Source organism: Paenibacillus sp. ATY16 (assembly GCF_003399985.2).
Taxonomy (GTDB): domain Bacteria; phylum Bacillota; class Bacilli; order Paenibacillales; family Paenibacillaceae; genus Pristimantibacillus; species Pristimantibacillus glycanilyticus.
Genome location: NZ_NMOK02000050.1, coordinates 25261 through 47802, shown reverse-complemented (window position 1 = coordinate 47802; position 22542 = coordinate 25261). Strand labels below are relative to the sequence as shown.

At 42.7% G+C, this 22542-nt stretch carries 21 protein-coding genes; 20 read left to right on the top strand and 1 reads right to left on the bottom strand.

The window, feature by feature from the left end; genetic code table 11:
- Positions 1–122: 122 nt before the first annotated feature.
- Positions 123–464, bottom strand: a complete 342-nt coding sequence (ytxJ, locus tag CFI03_RS25710; protein WP_248760750.1) for a bacillithiol system redox-active protein YtxJ — start codon at positions 462–464, stop codon at positions 123–125.
- Positions 465–653: 189 nt separating this feature from the next.
- Between ytxJ and CFI03_RS25705 the strand changes: the two genes are divergently transcribed.
- From CFI03_RS25705 to CFI03_RS25610, 20 genes are all read left to right on the top strand, one after another.
- Positions 654–1760 (top strand): ABC transporter ATP-binding protein, encoded by a 1107-nt coding sequence (locus CFI03_RS25705; RefSeq protein ID WP_248760743.1) that lies wholly within the window; start codon positions 654–656, stop codon positions 1758–1760.
- A complete protein-coding gene (locus tag CFI03_RS25700) occupies positions 1750–2574 on the top strand; it encodes an ABC transporter permease (RefSeq protein ID WP_248760741.1) in 825 nt (274 codons plus the stop codon). The genes CFI03_RS25705 and CFI03_RS25700 overlap by 11 nt, the downstream gene beginning before the upstream one ends.
- Positions 2552–3355 (top strand): ABC transporter permease, encoded by an 804-nt coding sequence (locus CFI03_RS25695; RefSeq protein WP_248760738.1) that lies wholly within the window; start codon positions 2552–2554, stop codon positions 3353–3355. Before CFI03_RS25700 ends, CFI03_RS25695 begins: the two co-directional genes overlap by 23 nt.
- Positions 3352–4422, top strand: a complete 1071-nt coding sequence (locus tag CFI03_RS25690; RefSeq protein WP_248760737.1) for an ABC transporter substrate-binding protein — start codon at positions 3352–3354, stop codon at positions 4420–4422. Before CFI03_RS25695 ends, CFI03_RS25690 begins: the two co-directional genes overlap by 4 nt.
- 524 nt (positions 4423–4946) lie before the next feature.
- Positions 4947–7082: an S-layer homology domain-containing protein gene (locus tag CFI03_RS25685; RefSeq protein ID WP_248760736.1), complete on the top strand. Its 2136-nt coding sequence runs from the start codon at positions 4947–4949 to the stop codon at positions 7080–7082.
- 165 nt (positions 7083–7247) lie between these two features.
- Positions 7248–8012: a YveK family protein gene (locus CFI03_RS25680; RefSeq protein ID WP_248760728.1), complete on the top strand. Its 765-nt coding sequence runs from the start codon at positions 7248–7250 to the stop codon at positions 8010–8012.
- Positions 7993–8685: a CpsD/CapB family tyrosine-protein kinase gene (locus CFI03_RS25675; RefSeq protein WP_248760727.1), complete on the top strand. Its 693-nt coding sequence runs from the start codon at positions 7993–7995 to the stop codon at positions 8683–8685. The genes CFI03_RS25680 and CFI03_RS25675 overlap by 20 nt, the downstream gene beginning before the upstream one ends.
- Positions 8686–8970: 285 nt before the next feature.
- Entirely contained in the window at positions 8971–9858 is an 888-nt protein-coding gene (gene galU, locus CFI03_RS25670) for a UTP--glucose-1-phosphate uridylyltransferase GalU (RefSeq protein ID WP_248760725.1), read from the top strand.
- A gap of 18 nt (positions 9859–9876) precedes the next feature.
- Positions 9877–10578, top strand: coding sequence for a sugar transferase (locus CFI03_RS25665; RefSeq protein ID WP_283094697.1), 702 nt, complete (start codon positions 9877–9879; stop codon positions 10576–10578).
- 19 nt (positions 10579–10597) lie between these two features.
- Entirely contained in the window at positions 10598–11536 is a 939-nt protein-coding gene (gene fcl / locus CFI03_RS25660; RefSeq protein WP_127498107.1) for a GDP-L-fucose synthase, read from the top strand.
- 33 nt (positions 11537–11569) lie between these two features.
- Entirely contained in the window at positions 11570–12547 is a 978-nt protein-coding gene (gmd, locus tag CFI03_RS25655) for a GDP-mannose 4,6-dehydratase (protein WP_248760723.1), read from the top strand.
- 17 nt (positions 12548–12564) lie between these two features.
- The gene (locus tag CFI03_RS25650; protein WP_248760721.1) at positions 12565–13590 is read left to right on the top strand and encodes a glycosyltransferase family 4 protein; all 1026 of its coding nucleotides are present in this window, start codon (positions 12565–12567) and stop codon (positions 13588–13590) included.
- A 26-nt stretch (positions 13591–13616) separates the two neighbouring features.
- A complete protein-coding gene (locus tag CFI03_RS25645; RefSeq protein ID WP_248760719.1) occupies positions 13617–15089 on the top strand; it encodes a lipopolysaccharide biosynthesis protein in 1473 nt (490 codons plus the stop codon).
- Between the two features lie 19 nt (positions 15090–15108).
- On the top strand, positions 15109–16332 hold the full coding sequence (locus CFI03_RS25640; RefSeq protein WP_248760717.1) for an O-antigen ligase family protein: 1224 nt from the start codon (positions 15109–15111) through the stop codon (positions 16330–16332).
- A gap of 11 nt (positions 16333–16343) precedes the next feature.
- Positions 16344–17489, top strand: coding sequence for a glycosyltransferase family 4 protein (locus tag CFI03_RS25635; RefSeq protein WP_248760715.1), 1146 nt, complete (start codon positions 16344–16346; stop codon positions 17487–17489).
- Positions 17486–18034 carry a serine O-acetyltransferase gene (locus CFI03_RS25630; protein WP_248760712.1) on the top strand — a complete coding sequence of 183 codons (549 nt, stop codon included), beginning with the start codon at positions 17486–17488 and terminating at the stop codon, positions 18032–18034. The genes CFI03_RS25635 and CFI03_RS25630 overlap by 4 nt, the downstream gene beginning before the upstream one ends.
- Positions 18035–18057: 23 nt before the next feature.
- Positions 18058–19269: a glycosyltransferase family 4 protein gene (locus tag CFI03_RS25625; protein ID WP_248760710.1), complete on the top strand. Its 1212-nt coding sequence runs from the start codon at positions 18058–18060 to the stop codon at positions 19267–19269.
- Positions 19253–20059, top strand: coding sequence for a WecB/TagA/CpsF family glycosyltransferase (locus tag CFI03_RS25620; protein ID WP_248760704.1), 807 nt, complete (start codon positions 19253–19255; stop codon positions 20057–20059). The genes CFI03_RS25625 and CFI03_RS25620 overlap by 17 nt, the downstream gene beginning before the upstream one ends.
- Before the next feature lie 12 nt (positions 20060–20071).
- A complete protein-coding gene (locus CFI03_RS25615; protein ID WP_248760700.1) occupies positions 20072–21448 on the top strand; it encodes a sugar phosphate nucleotidyltransferase in 1377 nt (458 codons plus the stop codon).
- A complete protein-coding gene (locus tag CFI03_RS25610) occupies positions 21448–22542 on the top strand; it encodes a glycosyltransferase (protein ID WP_248760699.1) in 1095 nt (364 codons plus the stop codon). The genes CFI03_RS25615 and CFI03_RS25610 overlap by 1 nt, the downstream gene beginning before the upstream one ends.

The following is a 22542-nucleotide window of genomic DNA, read 5'->3' as shown; positions in this document are numbered from 1 at the left end:
GGGGCGTGAAAGCGGGTATTGACTAGAAGCAGGCAATTATAGTCAACCTAATAAAAAACAGCAGTGCGACTCCCCTCAAAGAGAGGAATCAACACTGCTGCAGCCTAACACTTACAACGATCTTAGTCCAATACCGCTGCAATATGCTCTTTAGTCACGGACCAGTGGGACGCGGACCATACTTTCGCTTTTTTCTCGAGGAAGATGATTTGCGGCGATTCGTGCTTCACCGATGTGTCTTCCGCGATTTGGAGCGATACAGGGCGGGACTCGATCACTTTAACAAGTACATAATCAGCATCTTCGCGCGGGTTGCCGTTCAAATATTCATTGAACTCGCGGTACGCATTCGCGCTTACCGGGCAAGTTGTGCTGTGTTTGAAAATAACGGTTGGACGGTCGCTCGAAGCCTCGAACGTCTCGTTCCAGCCTTCCATAGAATCAATCTCACGGTACTGTGCCATTGGATTATACACTCCTTTTTATTGTAAATAGGTTTTTGATAGATACTTATTTCTGTATTATACCCCCGGATAAGCAAAAAGTCATGCGCGTACACGCAACCATCATGTATAATCAAATGCTGAAAGCAATCGTTAGGAACCTAAACCATTAACTATGTTTACCTCCGGGTATGAAGGAGTGCAGCCATCATGTCGGATCAAACGATCATCCGATTCGAGCAAGTGACGAAGCAATACGACGATCAGACGACCGTCTTAAGCGAAGTCAGCTTCGAGATTGAAAGAGGCAAGTTCTATACGCTGCTTGGCCCGTCGGGCTGCGGCAAAACAACGATCCTTCGGCTGATCGCCGGGTTCATCGAACCGTCCAAGGGTCAGATTTATTTCAACGGCAAGGTTATTAACCGGATCCCGCCGAACGAGCGCCAAGTGAACACCGTATTCCAGGACTACGCGCTGTTCCCTCATCTTAATGTGTTCGAAAATGTCGCCTTTGGCCTTCGCATCAAGAAGCTGAAGAACGCGGCAATCACGGCCAAGGTAAAAGAAGCGCTCCGCTTCGTCAACCTGGAAGGCTACGAGACGCGCAATATCAGCGAAATGTCCGGCGGTCAGCGTCAACGCGTCGCGATTGCCCGCGCGATCGTGAACGAGCCGGAGGTTATCCTGCTGGACGAGCCTCTCTCCGCGCTGGACCTGAAGCTCCGCACCGAGATGCAATATGAGCTTCGCGAGCTGCAGCGCCGTCTGGGCATTACGTTTATTTTCGTTACGCATGATCAGGAAGAAGCGCTTGCGATGTCCGACGAGATTTTTGTCCTGAACCAGGGCAAAATCGAGCAATCCGGCACGCCGAACGATATTTACGATGAGCCGATTAACCGGTTCGTGGCCGATTTTATCGGAGAATCCAATATTGTGGCCGGCCGCATGAAGCAGGACTTCGAAGTCGAGTTCGCGGGCCGTACGTTTGAATGCGTCGACCAAGGTCTGAATCCGAACGAGCCGGTGGAGATCGTCATCCGTCCGGAGGACCTCGAAATTACGACAACCGAGCAAGGCAAGCTGCAGGTGCGCGTCGATTCCCAGCTGTTCCGCGGCGTTCACTACGAGATCTCCTGCTACGATGAAGCGGGCAACGAATGGCTTGTCCACTCTACGAAAAAAGCAGCCGTAGGCGAGCAAATCGGCCTCTACTTTGATCCGGAAGCAATTCACGTTATGCGCTTCGGCGAGACGGAGGAAGAATTCGATAAGCGTCTGGACGCGTACAGCGAGGGTCACGATGAGAACTAATACGCGTAATTTCTATCTCATTCCGTATCTCCTGTGGATCGCGTTATTCGTTATTACGCCAATCGTGCTGGTCGTCTACTATTCCTTCTTCGACGTAGAGGGGAACTTCACGTTCGGCAATTACGAGAAGTTTTTCACGCCGGTCTATATGAAGATGACGCTCAGCTCGTTCTGGTACGCTTTTCTGATCACCGCGTTCTCGCTCTTGGTTGCCTATCCGGCTGCTTACTTGCTGACGCGAACCAAGCATAAGCAGCTATGGCTGCTGCTCATCATCTTGCCAAGCTGGATTAACCTGCTGCTCAAGGCTTATGCTTTCCTTGGCCTCTTCGGCACATACGGCGCGGTTAACGGCATGCTCAAATTTATTGGCATCGGTACGCAGCAAATCCTGTTCACCGACTTCAGCTTTATCTTTGTCTCGGTCTATATTTTTATCCCGTTTATGATCCTGCCGATCTTCAATTCGCTGGAGGAGATGAATCCTTCGCTGGTGTTCGCGGCACGGGATCTTGGGGCATCGCCTTGGACGGCGTTCCGCCGGGTAATCTTCCCGCTGACGCTAAATGGCGTGAAGTCCGGCTGCCAGGCGGTCTTTATCCCCGCGCTGTCGCTCTTTATGATTACGCGGCTTATTGCGGGCAACCGGGTAATTACGCTCGGTACGGCGATTGAGCAGCATTTTCTCGTCACCCAGGACTGGGGTATGGGCGCTACGATCGCGGTGTTCCTCATTATCGCGATGGCGATTATTATGCTGTTAACGGGCAGCAGAAAGAGAGGGCTGCAGAATGAAAACCGCAAAGCTGTCTAATGCGTATCTGATCGCCGTATTTATCATCCTGTACGCGCCGATCTTCTATCTGATCTTCTATTCGTTCAACAGCGGCGGAGCGATGCGCAACTTCGAAGGCTTTACGCTAGAGTGGTACCAGGAAGTCTTCGCGGATACGCGGCTGCTCATTATCGTACTGAACACGTTTGTGATCGCGCTGCTGTCGTCGGCCATCTCGGTTATTTTCGGCATTGCGGGCGCGCTTGCCATTCACTATGTAAGAAGACGCCAGCCGAAGAACGCGCTGCTGTCGCTCAACAACGTGCTGATCGTCAGCCCGGATGTCATCATCGGTGCTTCGTTCTTAATCATGTTTACCATTATCGGTATTAAGCTTGGCTTCGTGTCCGTTCTGCTGTCGCATATCGCCTTCAGCGTGCCGATCGTCGTTATTATGATCCTGCCGAGGCTGCAGGAAATGAGCTCCACGCTGATTGACGCGGCCCGCGACCTTGGGGCAAGCAGCTGGCATGTGCTGACGCGCGTTATTATTCCGTTTATCAAGCCGGGCATCTTTGCCGGATTTTTTATGGCGTTAACGTACTCGCTGGACGACTTCGCGGTGACCTTCTTCGTGACGGGCAACGGTTTCTCCACCTTGTCGGTTGAGATCTACTCGCGGGCCCGCCAAGGGATTGCGCTATCCATCAATGCGTTGTCCACTCTGATCTTCCTGTTCACCATTCTGCTGGTTATCGGCTACTACTTCATCAATCAGCGGAATAGCCGGACTTCGGCGCGATCGGAGGGACGGGGATGAGATCTTTAGTTCAGACGTTTATCGCCGTGCTGGTCGTTTCCTTAGGGCTGATGTACCTGACCTCCTACCTCAATTCGAGCGCGGGCTACACGGGCAAGGATACGCTGACGATCTACAACTGGGGCGATTACATCGATCCGGAGCTGCTGGATGAATTCCAGAAGGAGACGGGCATCAAGGTCATTTACCAGACGTTTGATTCGAACGAAGCGATGATGACCAAGATCGAGCAGGGAGGCACGACCTTCGACGTCAGTATCCCTTCGGAATATGCGATTGACAAGATGAAGGAGGAAAATCTTCTCATCCCGCTCGACAAGAGCAAGCTGCCGAATCTGAAATACATCGATCCCAGCTTCCTTAACCTTAGCTTTGATCCGGATAACAAGTACTCGATTCCTTACTTCTGGGGAACGGTTGGGATTGTCTATAATCCCGATCTGACCGACCTCAAGTTCCATAGCTGGAATGACCTCTGGGATCCAAGCCTGAAAAACCAGATCCTGCTGCTCGACGGTGCTCGCGAGGTTATCGGGATGGGGCTGAACAGCCTTCATTACTCGCTGAACGATACGAATGAAGAGCATCTGCAGGCGGCGAAGGCGAAGCTTGGCACGCTTACTCCGAACGTGAAGGCGATTGTGGGCGACGAGATCAAGCTGCTGCTTGCGAACGAAGAGGCGGCGGTGGGCCTTGTATGGTCCGGCGACGCGTCGGAGATCATGAGCGAGAACGAGAAGCTCGACTACGTCGTGCCGGAGGAAGGCTCGAACCTGTGGTTCGATAACATGGTCATTCCGAAGACGGCGAAGAACATCGAAGGCGCGCACAAGTTCATCAACTTCATGCTGGATCCGGAGCATGCGGCGCAGAATGCCGAGTATGTCGGTTACTCTACGCCTAACGCCAAGGCGCTTGAATATTTGCCGGAGGAAATTTCGGGCGACAAGCGCTTCTACCCAGGCAAAGAGCTGACGGAAAAGCTTGAAGTCTATAAGAATCTCGGCAAAAAAATGCTCGTGCACTATAACGAATTATTTCTAGAATTTAAGATGCATCGAAAGTAAAGTTTTACATTTATTGTCATAACCGTGTTATCGGCCGACGAGAGTCTCTTATTTGTGACAGAATAGGACTTCTGCCGGCAGATGGCACGGTTTTTATTTTGTCGAACGGGAGAAGGAAATTTAATTTCCAGCATTAAATATCGACTGAAAACGCTACCATATTGGGAAAAAATCCCGTAAAACTAGGTCGATCCGATCATTTTTTGTCGAAAACTAGGAAATATTGCGAAAGTGCTGATTCCCAAGTTCTATTCTGCTATAATGGGCATCAAGTATTTTCCTAGGTACATTTTAACAATAGGCAACAGATAGGCACAGATTTCCCAAGGATCCCTATGGCGGAATGGACCATTACTGGAATCCAATTAACAGAAATGGATAACGAATTGGCAATCAACTAGAGGGCTTGGCGCTCGCGCTAGTCGCTTTGTCACGTTATTAGTGTCTATAAATACCAACATTTGGTATAGGTAGTAACGAGTTACAAACTGTCACACTACTAAACTACGAGGTGAATGTAAGAAATGACGATCAAAAAGAAGATTATCGTATCCACAATCGCAGCAAGCATGGCGGCAACCGCATTCGCGGGAATTCCGCTCAGCAGCAAGGGATTGGCAGAAAAGCTGGGGTTTAATAATACGGCTTACGCGGCAGCATCGTCCTCCACGGATCAGCTTATTGCTGAAGCGAACAAATGGCACGCGGCTTTAGGCGTTAACGGTCTGGCAACATTGAAGACTCTGCGTGATGTTATTAAAGGCTTGTCTGCAGATGAAGTGAAGGCAATTATCGCACCGATTACAACTGAAATTAATAAAAAATACGTTTTGTCCCCTGATGAGAAGGCTGCTGTAGAAGCTTTGTATATTAACTTGCTTGGCTTCACTTATACTGCTGACTATTCCTATTTCGATGGCATTCAGGATTCGGCTGGATTCCAAGTTCTGCGTACACTTGCTGATGAAGCTGATGTAACCGGTCTGACTTTCGAAGATCTGGCTGCTTACGTGCTGAAAGTGAAAACAAATCTATTTGCCAGCCTTGATGCGATGCCGGTATCTGAGGTTCAAGGACTTGCTAATAACCCGCTGGCTGTTGTAACGCTTGTGAAGAGTGCGATTCAAGCCGTGCCTGACACGAATGATACAGCAAGCAAAATCAAGGCAGTATTCAATTATTACGGCGTCGATCAGACGGTATTGACGGAAGCTGCCGGAAACCTGGTTGTTAAGGTAGCTATCGTAAATGCTAACGCAATTCCTAATGCTATTAATGCAGTTATGAATGCGTATCTGAGCACTCGTAACACTGGCGGCAACACTGGTGGCGGCATTATTGGCGGCGGCGAAGAGACAGGCACGGCTACAATTCCACCAGAAGTTGCGGAATTCTTTGGCAAACTTAAGGATAAACTTGCGAATGCAACGGACGCTGAGAAAGCGGCAATCCTTGCAGAAGCGGTTCAACAAGCAACTGCGCTCGTAACGAAGCTGTCGACATTTGATCTGTCCAGCGACGTGAAAGTATCGAACGGTCAAGCTTCCGTGCAAGTAAGCAGCTCGTCCGTATTGTCCGCTATCGCGGGTATCGGCGAGATCCTGAAGAACGTGAAAGCACTGGCTCCAGGCGTTACGGTTCCGGCACCTGTACTGAACCTTAACCTGGGCAATGTTGCGCAAGACAACGTGAAGATTGGCCTCGACAATGCGGTTATCCAAGAAGCAATCAAAGCAGGTCTTGGCGGCATCAACCTGACGGTTAACGGCCTTAGCGCAGTTCTTCCGGTTGGCGGACAGTTCAACGGTGCAATTGACTTTAACATTAACAAATCGAAAGCCGATTCCTCGACAACGGGCGAACTGAAAGCAGCTTCCGATGTATACAGCTTTGGTCTGACGATTGGCGGCCAATCGGTTACTTCGTTCGCGCAGTCAGTTACGGTTGCTATTCCGCTTGGTAACGTGGATGGCGTGGACAAAGAGCTTCTGTCCCTCGCGAAGATTGTTGACGGCAAGCTTGTGTTCCAAGGCGGTACGGTTCAAGGCAACCTGATTGTTGAGCATCGCGACACGTTCTCCCAATATGTTGTTGTTGAGAACAAAGTAAGCTTCACAGACATCGCGTCCGTTCAATCGTGGGCTGGCCGTGCGATTGAAGTAATCGCGGCGAAAGGCGCAATCGAAGGCAAAAAAGCCGGCGTATTTGCTCCAAAAGATAACGTAACTCGCGCAGAGTTCGCGAAAATGCTGACTCGTGCTCTTGATATTGATAACAGCTCTGCAAAAGAAGATTTTGCGGACGTGAAGGATACGGACTGGTCCGCACCTTACATCGGTGCAGCGGCTAAGCTTGGCATTATTCAAGGCCGTTCGGCTACGAAGTTCGACCCTAACGCGCAAATCACTCGCGCAGAGATGGCAACGATGATTGCTCGCGCACTGAAAGTAACGAAAGGTGCTCAAGACGTAACTGACGTGACTGCAGCACTGGCAGGCTTCAAGGATGCTAGCTCGATCAGCGCTTCCCTGAAAGCTGGCGTAGCGTTCGCTTCCAAGAATGGCATCGTAATTGGCAACAATGGCAAGTTCTCGCCGAATGCATCGGCTACACGCGCTGAAGCAGCGGTTATGATCTACCGCGCAGTGAACTTCAAGTAATTAATAGGACTAAAGACCTTCCTCTCAGATGCAGCAGTTGGGAGGAAGGTATTTTTTCGCTAAATAATAGAAAAAGTTGGTTTCTTTACAAAATTTGTCTACAAAGATTAGGACTAACGTATTACAATCATCATAGGCAACTAGGCAATCAGGAGGAGGCTAATAGTGTCTGAGGAACTAGATTTAAGGGAGTACTTCCTTATCGTAAGGAAGAGGTTGTTGCTTATCGTTATTTTTGTGCTGGTATGTACCGTTGCAGCTGGTGCGTACACCAAGATGTTCAAGGATCCCATTTATGAGGCATCAACCAAGATCGTAGTGAACCGTACGAATGAATCGCTAGCTGTTGGTGCACTGGACATTAACGCGATTAACTCCAACATCAAGATGATCGAAACCTATAAAGAAGTCATTAAGACGCCAGCTATTCTTGGGAAGGTCGCTGAGAAGTATCCGCAGCTGGGCTTATCCGCGAAGGAACTGGCCAAGAAGATCAAGGTCAGCTCTGTAAATGACACTCAGGTTATGACACTGGCCGTACAGGACGTCTCCTATCGCCAGGCCGCTGAGATCGTTAATGCTATCTCAATTGTTTTTCAACAGGAAATACCTAATATCTTTCAGGTTCAGAACGTATCGATCTTGAACGAAGCGCTGCTGGATGACCAGCCAGCACCGGTATCGCCCAATGTCACGCTGAATATTATCATCGCATTTGTTGTGTCCCTTATGATTGCGGTTGGTATTGCTTTCCTGCTCGAATATATGGATGACACCATTAAGACGGAGGCGGATGTCGAGCGTTACCTGGGTCAGCCGACTCTGGCCATGGTTGCAAGGGTTGAAGCAAGCGAATTCCAGACGGGATCTTCGCGGGCAGAGAACAGACAGAAGGCAGGAGGGCTGGAGAATGTCACCATCGGAGAATAAACGCCGCCTGATTAGCGTCGCCAATCCGCGTTCGCCTGTATCGGAGACATACCGTACGCTTCGGACGAATATCGAATTCGCTGCCATCGACTCTGCTATTCAGGTCATTATGGTATCCTCCGCAGGACCGGGTGAAGGCAAGTCAACCACCATTGCCAATCTGGCCGTAACGTTCAGCCAATCCGACCGCAAGGTTGTTCTGATTGATGCCGATATGCGTAAGCCAACCGCTCATAAGACGTTCCAGATCTCGAACCGGTTCGGCTTATCGTCCGTCATCTCGCAACAAAGTACCCTGCAAGAGGTTATTCAAACGACGGATGTTCCGAATCTGGACGTGATTACAGCTGGACCGATTCCTCCGAATCCGGCAGAGATGCTGGCATCGAAGCGGATGACGGCCCTGCTGGATGAGCTTCGCACGATGTACGATATCGTCCTGGTGGATACACCGCCGCTGCTCGCTGTAACGGATGCGCAGATTGTCGCTACGAAGAGCGACGGGGTTGTTCTTGTTGTCGATCAGGGCCGGGTGAAGCGCCAGTTCGCTCAGAAGGCGATTCAGAATCTGCAGAACGTGAATGCCCGCATTCTTGGCGTTGTGCTGAATAACGTGAAGCGCCGGTCGAATGAAGAGGCTTACTACTATTATTATAGTGCTGACGTGAAGTAGGGAGAGCGGCTACAACAACCGCTCAAGGTTAAGTCTGCTGCACCTTTATCACTGCAGGCACTCGGTCACGCTGTGGGTTTGGTAGCTAACCTTAGGCATTATTGCCAATGGTGTGATGTGAGGAGGGGTTAAATGCCCCTATTTTCCAATAACTAAATGTTCGAGCTATGTTTTTCTGCCGAAGGAAGACATAGCTCGTATATTTATACCCACCTTTTATCCAATATCCACCACATACATAGACAAAATAGAGAGAGAAAAGAAAGAAAAGAGAGGGAACAAAACATGACGAAAGTGAAAAAGGCCATTATCCCGGCCGCTGGCCTTGGAACCCGGTTCCTGCCGGCGACCAAAGCCATGCCGAAGGAAATGCTCCCGATTGTAGACAAGCCCACGATTCAATATATCGTGGAAGAAGCTGTTGCTTCGGGAATCGAGGACATTATTATTGTGACCGGCAAGGGCAAGCGTGCGATTGAGGATCACTTCGACAGCGCGTTTGAGCTTGAGCACAATCTGATGGAGAAGGGCAAGCTTACGCTGCTGGATGAAGTACAGAAATCTTCAAGAGTAGATATCCACTATATCCGCCAGAAAGAGGCGAAGGGCCTTGGGCATGCCGTATGGTGTGCGCGCAATTTTATCGGAGATGAACCGTTTGCCGTTCTTCTTGGAGATGACATTGTTGATTCCGAGATTCCATGTACGAGACAACTGATGGAACAGTTCGAACAGACGGGCCGGTCGGTTATTGGCGTGAAGCCGGTTCCCATGAATGAGACTGAACGTTATGGCATTGTGGAATACAGCGAGAAGAACGGGCTGTTAAGCTTGGTAGATCGTTTTATCGAAAAGCCGGCACCGGGAACAACGGAATCGAATCTTGCGATTATGGGCCGTTATGTACTTACTCCGGATATTTTCAAGTTCCTGTCCAAGCAAGAGAAGGGTGCCGGCGGCGAGATTCAATTGACGGACGCCATCCAGAAGCTCAATGAGTCACAAGGCGTTTACGCCTATGAGTTCGAAGGCAGACGCTTCGATGTAGGCGAGAAGTTAGGTTTTATTACGACAACGTTAGACTACGCTTTACGGAATGAATCGCTTAAGGGACCGCTGCTGGAAGCTATGAAAGAAATTATAGAGCGGGAGCTTATCCATAAATCCAAGTAAACGGGGGGAGACAACAACATGGCGTTATCGCCTCTTCGGAAAGAATCCGAGATGACCATAGACAGCCATTTATCCATTGCTCAACGTGTTCAAGCCAAGACAAGAAGTACGAAACGCACTTATCTGATGATTAAGCGCATGATGGATCTGGTTGGCGCGGCATGCGGGATCCTGTTTTTATCTCCGTTGCTGCTAATAATTACCCTGCTGATTAAGCTGGAGAATCCGAAAGCACCGGTCTTTTTCTATCAGACACGGGTAGGCATTAATGAAAAGAAATTTCGAATGTACAAATTCCGGTCCATGGTCCCGAATGCAGAGGACTTATTGAAGGACCTCTTACATAAGAATGAGATAGAAGGTGCCATGTTCAAGATGAAACATGACCCGAGGATTACAACTGTTGGAAGATTTATCCGCAGGACCAGTATTGACGAGCTTCCTCAATTGTGGAATGTCGTTCGCGGCGATATGTCGCTTGTTGGCCCGCGTCCTCCTCTTCCAAGAGAGGTTACCGAATACAGCAGCTATGATAAACTCCGCCTTCGCGTGAAGCCAGGCTGTACCGGACTGTGGCAGGTAAGCGGCCGGAATGAACTGAGCTTCAAGGAAATGGTGGAGCTGGATCTTGAGTATATAGAGAAACGAAATGTGTTATTTGATCTGCAGATTATCGCGAAGACAGCCAAAGCGATGGTTGGATCGGATGACGCATACTAGGAGAAGGAGTGGATAGAGAGTGGAACTCAATTCGAAAATTTTTGTAGCAGGACACAGAGGACTGGTGGGCTCGGCTATTCTAAGAGCTCTTGAAGAGAAGGGTTATACCAATCTGGTCTATCGCACCCGTGCTGAACTCGATCTGCTCGACAGAGATCGGGTTCTCTCTTTCTTCGAGGAGGAAGGTATTGATTATGTATTCCTGGCAGCAGCCAAGGTTGGCGGCATAGTCGCTAACAATGAGTATCCGGCAGATTTCATCCGCGACAATATTATGATTCAGACGAATGTGATCGATGCCGCATACCGCAACCAGGTGAAGAAGCTGCTATTCCTGGGCTCAACTTGCATCTATCCGAAGTTCGCGCCTCAGCCGATGAAGGAAGAATACCTGCTGACAGGCGTACTTGAACCTACCAATGAGCCTTACGCCATCGCGAAGATCGCTGGCATTACAATGTGCCAATCCTACAACCGTCAATACGGAACGAAATACATCTCGGTTATGCCAACCAATATGTACGGACCTAACGATAACTTTGATCTTAAGACCTCGCATGTGCTTCCTGCGCTTATTCGCAAATTCCATGAAGCGAAGGTGAATCAATCTCCAGAGGTTGAAGTATGGGGAACGGGAACGCCTCGCAGAGAATTCCTCCACTCCGATGATCTGGCCGATGCTTGTCTCTTCTTGATGAATACCTACGAAGAGAACGAGATCGTGAATATCGGCGTTGGTGAAGATATCAGCATTAAGGAGCTCGCTTATTTGATAAAAGACGTAGTGGGCTACGAGGGCGAAGTTGTATTTAATACCTCGGCTCCGGACGGTACGCCACGTAAGCTTGTAGACGTCACGAAGATTAACGGACTCGGCTGGAAAGCAACGATTCCTCTGGAAGAGGGAATTAGAGCCGTTTACGAAACCTTTCAGAATGAATATCTGGTACGGCAATAAGATTACAAAGAGAGATTAGAGGGAGTGGAAACGATGGCAAAGCGCGCATTAATTACAGGTGTAACAGGACAAGACGGTTCCTATTTGGCAGAGTTCTTATTGGAGAAAGGTTACGAGGTGTTTGGTCTTAGAAGAAGAACGAGTACCCCTAACTATGAAAATGTGGAACACATTAAGAATAAAATTAATTGGGTATCTGGTGATCTAACAGATATGGCATCCCTAATTGAAGCTGTTCAGTTATCCAATCCCGACGAGGTTTATAACTTAGCAGCACAGTCTTTTGTTGCTGCTTCGTGGCCGCAACCACTTGCCACTGGTCAAATGACGGCACTAGCTGTTACTAATATGTTGGAAGCTGTAAGGTTAATTAAACCAGAGGCACGTTTTTATCAGGCATCAAGCAGTGAGATGTTTGGAAAAGTTATTGAAACTCCACAAAAAGAGACGACCCCGTTCTATCCACGTAGTCCATATGGAGTAGCTAAAGTATATGGTCACTTTATTACAGTAAATTATAGAGAAAGCTTTGGTATGTTTGCCTGCTCGGGAATTCTTTTTAATCATGAGTCTCCGCGCCGAGGTTTGGAGTTTGTGACGCGTAAAGTAACAGATGCTGTTGCGCGTATTAAGCTAGGTCTGCAGTCAGAGCTACGTATGGGAAATCTTGATGCTCTTAGAGACTGGGGATTTGCAGGGGACTATGTAAAAGCAATGTGGCTTATGCTCCAACAAGATGAAGCAGATGATTATGTCATCTCAACTGGCGAGACACATTCAGTGGAAGAATTATTGGAAGTAGCATTCTCATATGTAGGATTAAAATGGAAGGACTATGTCGTAATTGATCCAGAATTTGTTCGTCCTGCTGAAGTAGATCTTCTTCTTGGTGATTGCTCCAAGGCTAAAGAAAAACTGGGGTGGAATCAAGAGGTTGGTTTTATTGAGTTAGTACAGATGATGGTAGATGCGGATTTGAAAAAAATGAAAAATATAGAGGTAAATATATAATATAAGAGGATTAAAATATGAGTATAAGAGTATTTATGATGCCTAAATATAACTCGGGAAATAAGTATAATGAATTGTTATCAACTTCAATCGAGGAGCAGGGCTATAGAGTTATTTCGTTTTCAAAAAGGAATGTTCTCAATACTCATAAGGGAGATATCCTTCACATTCATTGGCCGAGTCACTATTATCAGGGCAGGAACTTATTACGTACATTATTAAAAACATCTCTTTTTCTCCTACTACTAATGTTCTTAAGAATGAAAAAAGTAAGGATTGTATGGACGGTACATAACATCTGGCCACATTCTTCAGGAATGACAAAATACGATAAATACATTAGAAAGATTATTTGTAGATTATGTAACAGATTAATTGTAATGGGAGAATCGTTGGTTCAAGAAGTGAGTAGCACATTTAATATAAAAAACAGCAAGATTGACGTCGTTCACCACGGCCACTATCAAAATGTATATACCCCCACTGGAAATAATATTAGAAAAAAATATAATATACCTGATGATCATATAGTATATGGATTTGTAGGGCAAATTTCGCCTTATAAGGGTATAGATGATTTGTTAGCAGCATTTAAAGCCTTAAATCATGCTAATTCACATCTAATAATTGCCGGAGGGGTATCAAAGGATTTTGATATGAACCTACTCAATGGTATAGAAAGCTCTAATATACATTTAAACTTAAACTTTTTGGAGGATAATGAATTAGCTGATTATGTCTCAGCTTTTAATGCTGTGGTATTACCATACAAATTAATAACTACTTCGGGTACTGCAATATTAGCTCTTTCATTGTATAAACCGGTTATTGCTCCCAAAATAGGTATACTTAAGGAGTATCTTCCCGATAACTGTTCAATTTTATATGATCCCCTAGTAAAGGGTTCTTTAAAAAGAGCCATGGAAGATATAAGAAGTTTTAACCATGAAAAATTCTACTCCTCAGCAAATAAACAGATTGGACAGCTGAATTGGAGTGATATGGCAAAACTTACAATTGACACTTATAAAAAGTGTATCTAACTTGGGGGGATAAAGGGGATAAAAATATGTCATTTTATCGAAGTTCAATGTGGTCAATAATTCAAATGGTTGCAACTCAGGTAGTGGCACTGCTTACTAATATTATTCTCGCACGAATATTGACCCCAGAGATCTTTGGCTTACTTGGAATGGCAACTCTGTTTACGGGGATAATTTTAGTAATTCAAGAGGTAGGAGTCGGTGCATACTTAATATACAAACAAGATACAGAGAAAACATTTGTAAGCACAGTTTTTAAGGTAAATATAATTTTATCATTCCTTTTAGCAGGGATACTATTTTCTGTATCCGCACCGATATCTGATTTTTACAATAGTTCTGAAGTTGAACAGATTATTAAGTATATATCATTAGGAGTTGTTTTGGGCTCATTTGGAATTACTACTAGATCAGTTTTTCAAAAAGAAATGAAATTCAAAAGGATTATGGTTATTGATATAATATCTGAATTGTTATCAAGTGTTATTGCTGTTTTATTGGCAGTTTTAGGATATTCAATACTATCGATCACTACAAAATTATTATTTAGACCTGCAATTCAATCTATTGGTTTCTTGCTCCAATCTAATGTACTTGAATTAGTAAATCAAAGATTTAGAGTAAACATGGTAAGAGAAATGATCTCATATAGTAGTAAGGTGTTAGGGAGTCAATTGCTCATTTATATTAGTAGTGTTGCTGATTATTTAGTAATTGGGAAGACAATGGGAAGTAAAGAACTTGGCTACTACACTATGGCATTTAACTGGAGTTTTATGGCCAGGAGCCTAATATCAAATGCAATTGGGAAAGTAGTGTTTTCAGATTTCTCAAGGCTTCAAAATAATAAAGAAAAATTAACAAAAAGATATGTAGGAGTTTTAGAATTACTAGCATTCATTTTATTTCCTATTTGTGTTGGTTTCTTTTGTATATCATCAGATTTCATTAAACTACTGTATGGAGATAAATGGATTGAGTCTGTTTCATTATTACAGATACTAATGTTCGCAGGCTTAATTTCGGGTTTAGGAACAACTACAAACGCCTTGTTTAGAAGTGTTGGGAGACCTGATATTGAACTCAAACTTTTCTCCTATGCCTTTATTTTTATTTTTGTATTAATGTACACTGGATCGTACTTTGGACTGAAAGGTGTTTGTTATGCTGTTATTATAGAAAATTCTATAATATTTTTTATTCGCTCTTATTTTGTTATGAAGATATTAGGCATGAATATGAAATCATATTTTAAATGTTTTATTTCAAGTGGAATAAGTTCTCTTGGAATGTGTATTGTATACTATTTGATTAAAATATTGACTATTCAGGTAACGATAGTTCAACCAATTTCACTTATTATTGACTTATTTGTGCTGGTAATGAGTTATGTATTAATATCCTTAAAGATAAATAGAAAATTTACACTTGGATTATTATATAAAATTAAAGCTGTACTTCTACCTGTTGTTAACAAAAGGAAGGTTACTACTAACTAAATAAAATGCTGAGGTGTTTATGATAAAAGATACTAGCACCGTAATTCATGGCAATCAGTACGCTTTGTTAAGGGGGAGGGCTAAAGTTTCACTAACTTTTTCGGTAATTACAATCCTTCTATTAAGCTCTAGTCTTTTGGATTTGCCGAGAAATATTTATATTTCGGGAATGACTTTATCTTCATTATTGTCAGCATTAAGTGTAGGTATCATGTGGATCTCATTAACAATTAACCCGAGGTTTCCTAAATCAACAAAAGTTGTTATCGGTCTACTTATTCTACTCTCTTGGGGATTACTATCTTTTTTATGGAATCATCCACAAAAACAAGGTATACAAAATATTAGTGTATTGTTTGTATTTGTAGGATTAATTTTAATATCAGCTAGGGAGAGCAGTAATAATGTAATTACCGCTAAAAAAATTAATACAATATTTATTTGGTGTTCTATATTTGCAATGCTTATTTATGTTTCGCTTACATTGTTGCTGGGACAGGACAGCAGAAATATAATGTTTCCGAGAGCATTTTCAATTTTTGCATTGTTAATTATTTCTGTAGCCCTTGCGGATTATCGCTATAGCCAAAACAAAAAAATGCTCTTTTTTTCAATTATTGCATTGATAATAATATGTTTTACTTTATCTAGAACAGCTATGGTCATTGGATTCATATTATTCCCCCTTTCTCAAATTAAACTAAATACAAAAGGAATAACTCGATTCATAACATTAACTGTTGCTGCCTTAGGCGTTATTTATGTAATCATCAATAGGGTTGGTGTAATTAGGGAACGATTTTTTTCAGGTGATATGTCAATGTCAATTGGTGGTATATCGATAAATGCAATGGGAAGAACAGAACTCTGGGATTTCACATTAAATTCATTTTATAAAAATCCGATATTTGGATCAGGAGTTGGTTCAATACAAGTAGAATTAGGAAGTTATTTTTACTCAATAGATCAACCTCATAATGACTATTTGCGAGTACTTCATGATTATGGAATAGTAGGATTTGCTTTTTTTGTACTAGGATTTTTATGTATTAGTATTAGCTCAATAAAAAAGTGGGCACGGAGTGATAAAAATAATTCAATAGATGCTAAATATCATTTAGCGTGTGTATTGTCCATGATATCCATATTAACGCTTATGATGACTGATAACCCGATTGTTTACATGTTTGTAATGATCCCGTTTGGTATTCTTATCGGACTATCAATAGGCAAAAAAGTTTAGGTGGTGGCATTTTGAAAGTATTAGATATTACCTTGTTTTATCCTCCGCAAGCTGGTGGGGCAGTAACAACTACTATGGAATTTATTAAAGCTCTTGTAGCTTTAGGGCATGAAGTACATGTTCTTGCTCCTGCGGAAGGAGAGAATATAGATAGTTTAAAACTTAAAAAAATTAATTATAAAAAGCCATTAGATCATACAGTACATCGTGTTAAATTACCTAGAAAGTATAAAAAGTGGACGGTTAGTTTCGTTTACTTTTTTTATGCCTATAAGTATTTAAAGAAAACAAAATTTGATGCCATTTTAGCTCATTTTCATTTCAATACTAGTATAGGATGGACTGCCTTCCTACTTTCAAAATTATTTAAATGTAAGCTTTATGTAAGAATTCATGATTTATATGAACCAATTACTTGGAAGCAGAAATTGTTTTATTCAGTAAACAGAATACCATTAAAGTATTCAACAAAAATACTAACTATAAATCAAGTTTCAAAAGATTTCTTGATTGCTAAAAATTATGCACCTATTACTTCTATTGAGGTTATCCCTAATGGGGTAAGTGGGATTGAATATAATAAAGATATTATGAAATCAAAAAATAAAGTATGTTTTCTCGGAACAATAAGTGCAAATAGAGGATTTAATTTATTAATTCCTGTAGTAAAGGAAATTAAAAAAAAGTTAGACAATATTGAGGTGCATTTAATAGGTGAAGGACCTGGAATTGAAGCAATAAAAGAGATTATTCAAAAAGACATAGAGTTGAATGGAAATATATTTATATATGGAGCATTGGAAAGAGAACATGCACTAAATATTGTAGCTGAAATGGATGTTTGTCTAGGCCTACTTGGTCGAGATAACAGTAACGAGTACCAACTCTTAATTAAATTAATAGAATCTATACACTTAGGAATACCTTGGGTAAGTGTAAGTACAAAAGGGGTAAATGAATTTCATGGGCAGACTGATTCTGGTTTAATTGTACCTGAAAAAGTTGAACATATTGCTGATGCAATAGTTAAACTATTAAATGATGAGCAGTTATATCAAAATAAAGTGGAGAATGGAATTAGAAATAGAAATCAATTTAACTGGAATGAGATTTCCTTAAAGCTTGATGCTTTATTACAAAATGGGGGAATCTCATGAAACAGATTACATTTTTAAGATCATTTAATATGGATTTAAATAGATATGTAGAGCAAATGAACATTAAGGGGAAATATTCAATTTATAAAGTGCTTATTTTTTCAATTCTAGGAATTGGACCCATACAGTCAGTAATGTTTTATAGAATTGCAAGCTGGTTTGCTTTGAAAAAAGTCCCGTTTGTTCATTATATTTTTGTTAAGTTAAATATGATTTTGCATGGTGCGGAGATCTCCGCTTACGCTAGTATCGGTCCAGGACTTTTTATTGCCCATCCTCAAGGAATCGTTATTGGAAGAAATGCAGTAGTGGGGAATAATTTAATGATATTTCAAAATGTAACAATTGGTGCTAAAAACCCGTTTGATGGATTGGAATTAATGCCGTCATTAGGTGATAATGTAACACTTTATGCAGGGTGTAAGGTATTAGGACCAATCGTTGTTGGAAGTAATTCTAAAATTGGAGCAAATGTTGTGCTAGGGAAAGATTTATCTGAAAATAGCGTAGTTGTAATTGATAGTTCTGTATATAAAACAATTTAACTAAAGAGAAAGGGGGAGTTAGGATGGAAAAGGTGCTATTTGTACATAATCACTATCAGTTGAGCGGTGGAGAAGATACAGTAGTATCCCAAGAACTAAACTTACTTAATTCGAATGGAATACATTCGGAGGTTTATTCAGTTAGCAATGATATGATTAATGATAAAAATTTATTACAAAAAGCAATGCTAGCGATAAACACAACTTGGTCTAAAGCAGAATATGTAGCTTTAAAAAGAAAGTTAATTAGTATGAAACCTGATGTGGTACATGTACATAACTTTTTTCCACTGATATCGCCCTCTGTGTATTACGCATGTAACAATTTGAAAATACCTGTTGTCCAGACGTTACATAATTATAGAATAATTTGCCCATCAGGTATGTTTTTAAGAGAGGGAAAGGTATGTGAAAAGTGCTTAAAGGGTTCTTTAATTAACTCGGTACTTAATGGTTGCTATAGGGACTCAATTTTTCAAACGATTCCAGTGGCAGCTATGATTAAAGTTAATAGAATGTTAGGCACATGGGCTAAAAAAGTTGATAAATTTATTTCACTAACTGATTTTGCGCGAAATAAGTTTATAGAAGCGGGCATTCCTGAAGACCTTATTGTTACGAAACCTAACTTTATTACATCAATGAGGGATACTCAAGAAAGGGAAATAAATACTACTAAGTATTTACTATTTGTAGGTAGAGTTTCTTTAGAGAAAGGTGTTGAAACGCTCCTTGAGGCTTGGTCAGGGATGGTGGAAAAAAGTAACTATAAACTCTGTATAATAGGTGACGGTCCAGAAAAGGAACGTTTAGAACAATTATATTCCACTGATAACAGTGTTGTATTCTTAGGGAAACAGGAAAAAGAATCAGTGTTAGAATATATGCAAAATTCTATGTATTTAATAGTGCCTTCGTTATGGTATGAAGGGTTCCCAATGACTATTATTGAATCATACTCAATGGGGACACCTGTATTGGCAAGTAGAATCGGTTCACTACAGGAAGTAGTTGTTTCTGGGGAAACAGGTCTACATTTTAATCCTGGTGATATTGAAGATATGCGGACTGTATTGTTAATGGCGATTAATTACAGGGATCATGAATATGAGAAGTTGAGAGAAAAGGTTTCTCTTATATATCAAAAGAACTATACAGCTGAAGTTAATTTGAAATTTATAACGGAAATCTATAATAATGTAATTGAGGGGAAAAGGAATGAATACCTTACCTAGGTATAGTGCGGGGATGATTGTTAATACCAGGATAACAGCGCTTTCGTTCGATGAGTCTATTAAGGAAATCGATAACTGGATTAATAATAAAGAGAATCATTATGTATGTATTTGTAATACTCATTCCATAGTGACTGCCAGTAATGATTTGAACTTTGCAAGGGTATTGGATGAAGCATCTATGTGTACTCCGGATGGAATGCCCTTAGTATGGGCATTAAAAATGCTTGGATTTAGGGAACAGGATAGAGTTGATGGTCCCAACTTAATGCTTAAGTTATGCGAAATTGCCCCTAAAAAGAATTATAAGATATATCTTTATGGAGGCACAGATCAAACCCTTGAGCAATTAAATAAGGTGCTAACGAAAAAGAACTCCGGTATCAGCATTGTTGGTAAATACTCTCCACCGTTTCGTAAGTTGTCACCCGATGAGAATCTTCAGGTAATTAATCAAATTAATCACGCCGACGCAGATTTAATATTTGTAAGCCTAGGATGCCCGAAGCAGGAAATATGGATGAATGAAAATCGAGCTAAAATAAATGGCGTGATGATTGGTGTCGGAGCTGCATTTGACTTCATAGTTGGAAATATTAAAAGACCCCCTCTATTTTTTCAAAAATTGGGCTTGGAATGGGCCTTTCGATTAGTAAAGGAGCCTAAACGACTGTGGAAGAGATATGCTTATAACAACCCTCTGTATGTATATCGTTTTCTTAAAACATTTAAGGTTAATAAAAAAAATGTACTAATAATACCTAAGGGTGCAGTTGAACGAGAATATTAAAGGAGGTATTAAATGAAACTTGTACTTCTATCTGGTGGTTCTGGCAAGCGTCTCTGGCCATTGTCTAACGATGCCCGGTCCAAGCAGTTCCTGAAGGTTCTCGAGAACAAAGAGTTCGAATTAGTATCCATGGTACAACGTGTATGGAGCCAAATTAGCGATAGCGGATTAGCTGATTCCAGCTACATCGCTACAGGCCAAGCTCAGATCGAGATGATGCATAATCAGATCGGACCGTCAGTACCACTTATTATTGAGCCTGAACGTAGAGATACATTCCCGGCCATTGCATTAACGGCCTCATATTTATATTCTGTCGCCAATGTTGATTTGGACGAAGTTATAGCAATTTTACCAGTGGACCCTTATGTTGAGGGCCACTTTTTTTATGCCGTAAAACAGTTAGAGGATACCATTAAACAGACTCAGGCTGATTTAGCCCTAATCGGAGTGAAGCCTACATACCCATCGGCCAAATACGGCTATATCATTCCTGAACGTGAACAAGGGGCTTCTGATGGTGTTCTAAAAGTAAGTCACTTCCAGGAAAAGCCTACTGAAGAGGCAGCTGTTGGCTTAATTGAACAGAATGCTCTGTGGAACTGTGGCGTGTTCTCCTTTAAGCTCGGTTACCTCATAAACATCCTTAAGGAAAAGGGCCATTCAATTCAATATGAGCAGCTTGTTGAGCAGTATCATGAAATGCCTAAGATCAGCTTTGATTATGAAGTTGTTGAGAAGACCAAGAACATTGTTGTAGTACCTTATGATGGTTACTGGAAGGATCTTGGTACGTGGAATACATTAACGGAAGAAATGGGACAGAGCCAGATTGGCAGAGGAACGATCAGTGAGGACTGTGTAAATACTCATCTGGTTAATGAACTTGAAATTCCGGTTACTGTACTTGGATTATCCAATGTTGTGGTAGCTGCTAGTCCGGATGGTATCCTTGTGACGGATAAGAGTGCAAGTCCCCGGATTAAAGACTTTATTAATTATGATCAAGGCCCTATGTTCGAGGAGAGGGAATGGGGTTGGGTCAGAATACTGGACGATGAGCGTTACGAGGATGGTCGTACCGTAATAACGAAGCGTGTGGCCGTCAAAGCGGGTAGGAATTTTAGTTATCTCATGCACTTAAACCGCGAAGAAGTATGGACGGTTGTAAAAGGTGAAGGGGAGTTCGTACAGAACGGCGTGCCGATGAAAGTGAAAGCCGGTAATGTCCTGCATATTCCAATGAAGACTTTGCATAGTCTTAAGGCAATTACCGATATGGAGATGATAGTTGTCCATAGCGGATATTCGGATGAAGATAAGGTGATGGAGCTGTATTCTACCTGGTCAGAGATGTCCGAACACTGCCTTAATATTTCAATGAGATAATGAACACGAAAACGATCGCTTATTACGTTTCCGATTATGGTTATGGCCACGCTACAAGAAGTATTGCTGTCATTCGTGCTTTGCTTCAAGTTACAGAGCAGCCGTATAGACTTGTCCTATGTTCTTCGGACAAAGTATTAGCCTTTATGCAGGCTTCACTTTCCGACTATCAAGGGATCATTCAGTATCGCAGATGCACCTCGGACGTGGGTTATGTTCTTCAGCCAGATAGCATTGAACCTGACACAGTGGCCTTTGCAGCAAAGTATCACGAATATATGGAGAGCTTGCCTCATGAGGCGGCAAGGGAGGCAGATTTTCTTCGAACGGCTGGGGTCAATCTTGTGATTTCTGATATTTCTCCTATTGCCTTTGCAGCTGCGAGACAGGCTGATATACCCTCGTTAGGAATATCTAACTTTACTTGGTATACGGCCTATTTGGAAATGATCGATCATTCTGCTCTCCAACCATTATTTGATGTCTATGCTGCAATGGATTATTTTGTTCGTTTGGAGGGTGCTTTTGAACCGGATTGGGGGAAACAAGGAACTTTTCAAGCGGATTTCTTCAGCAGGGAAGTGGATCAGCAGGAAGTAAGCCGTATTTTACAGACCATTAATCCTGGCAGGCTGAAGAGAGTCGTCTATTTCGGTATTGGAATGAGTATAAATGTACAAGAATTGGCCGGATTGAAGCTATGGGACGATGATGCTTGCCTCTTTATTGTGTCAAGCAACATGAAGGTGGAGCATAAGAATATTGTAGCTATTCCGACTTCCTATACGGAGTCGCAGAATTACGTTGCAGCATCGGATCTTGTTATTAGTAAGCCGGGATGGAGTACGGTTGGAGAAGCGGTTGCGCTTCGAAAGCCATTACTCCTGCTTCATCGAAGCAAGATGAAAGAAGATAAGAATACAATTCTGGCTCTTCAAGACCGTCACCCCTATCGAATGATAGAGTGGGGGCAATTAATGGAAGACAACATGCATGACTTTATAGATAGAGAGCATTTCTTTGAAGATACTCGGCAACGTAATGGAGCAGTTCATATTGCTGAATATCTCAAACAAATTGTAGGGAGTGAGTGA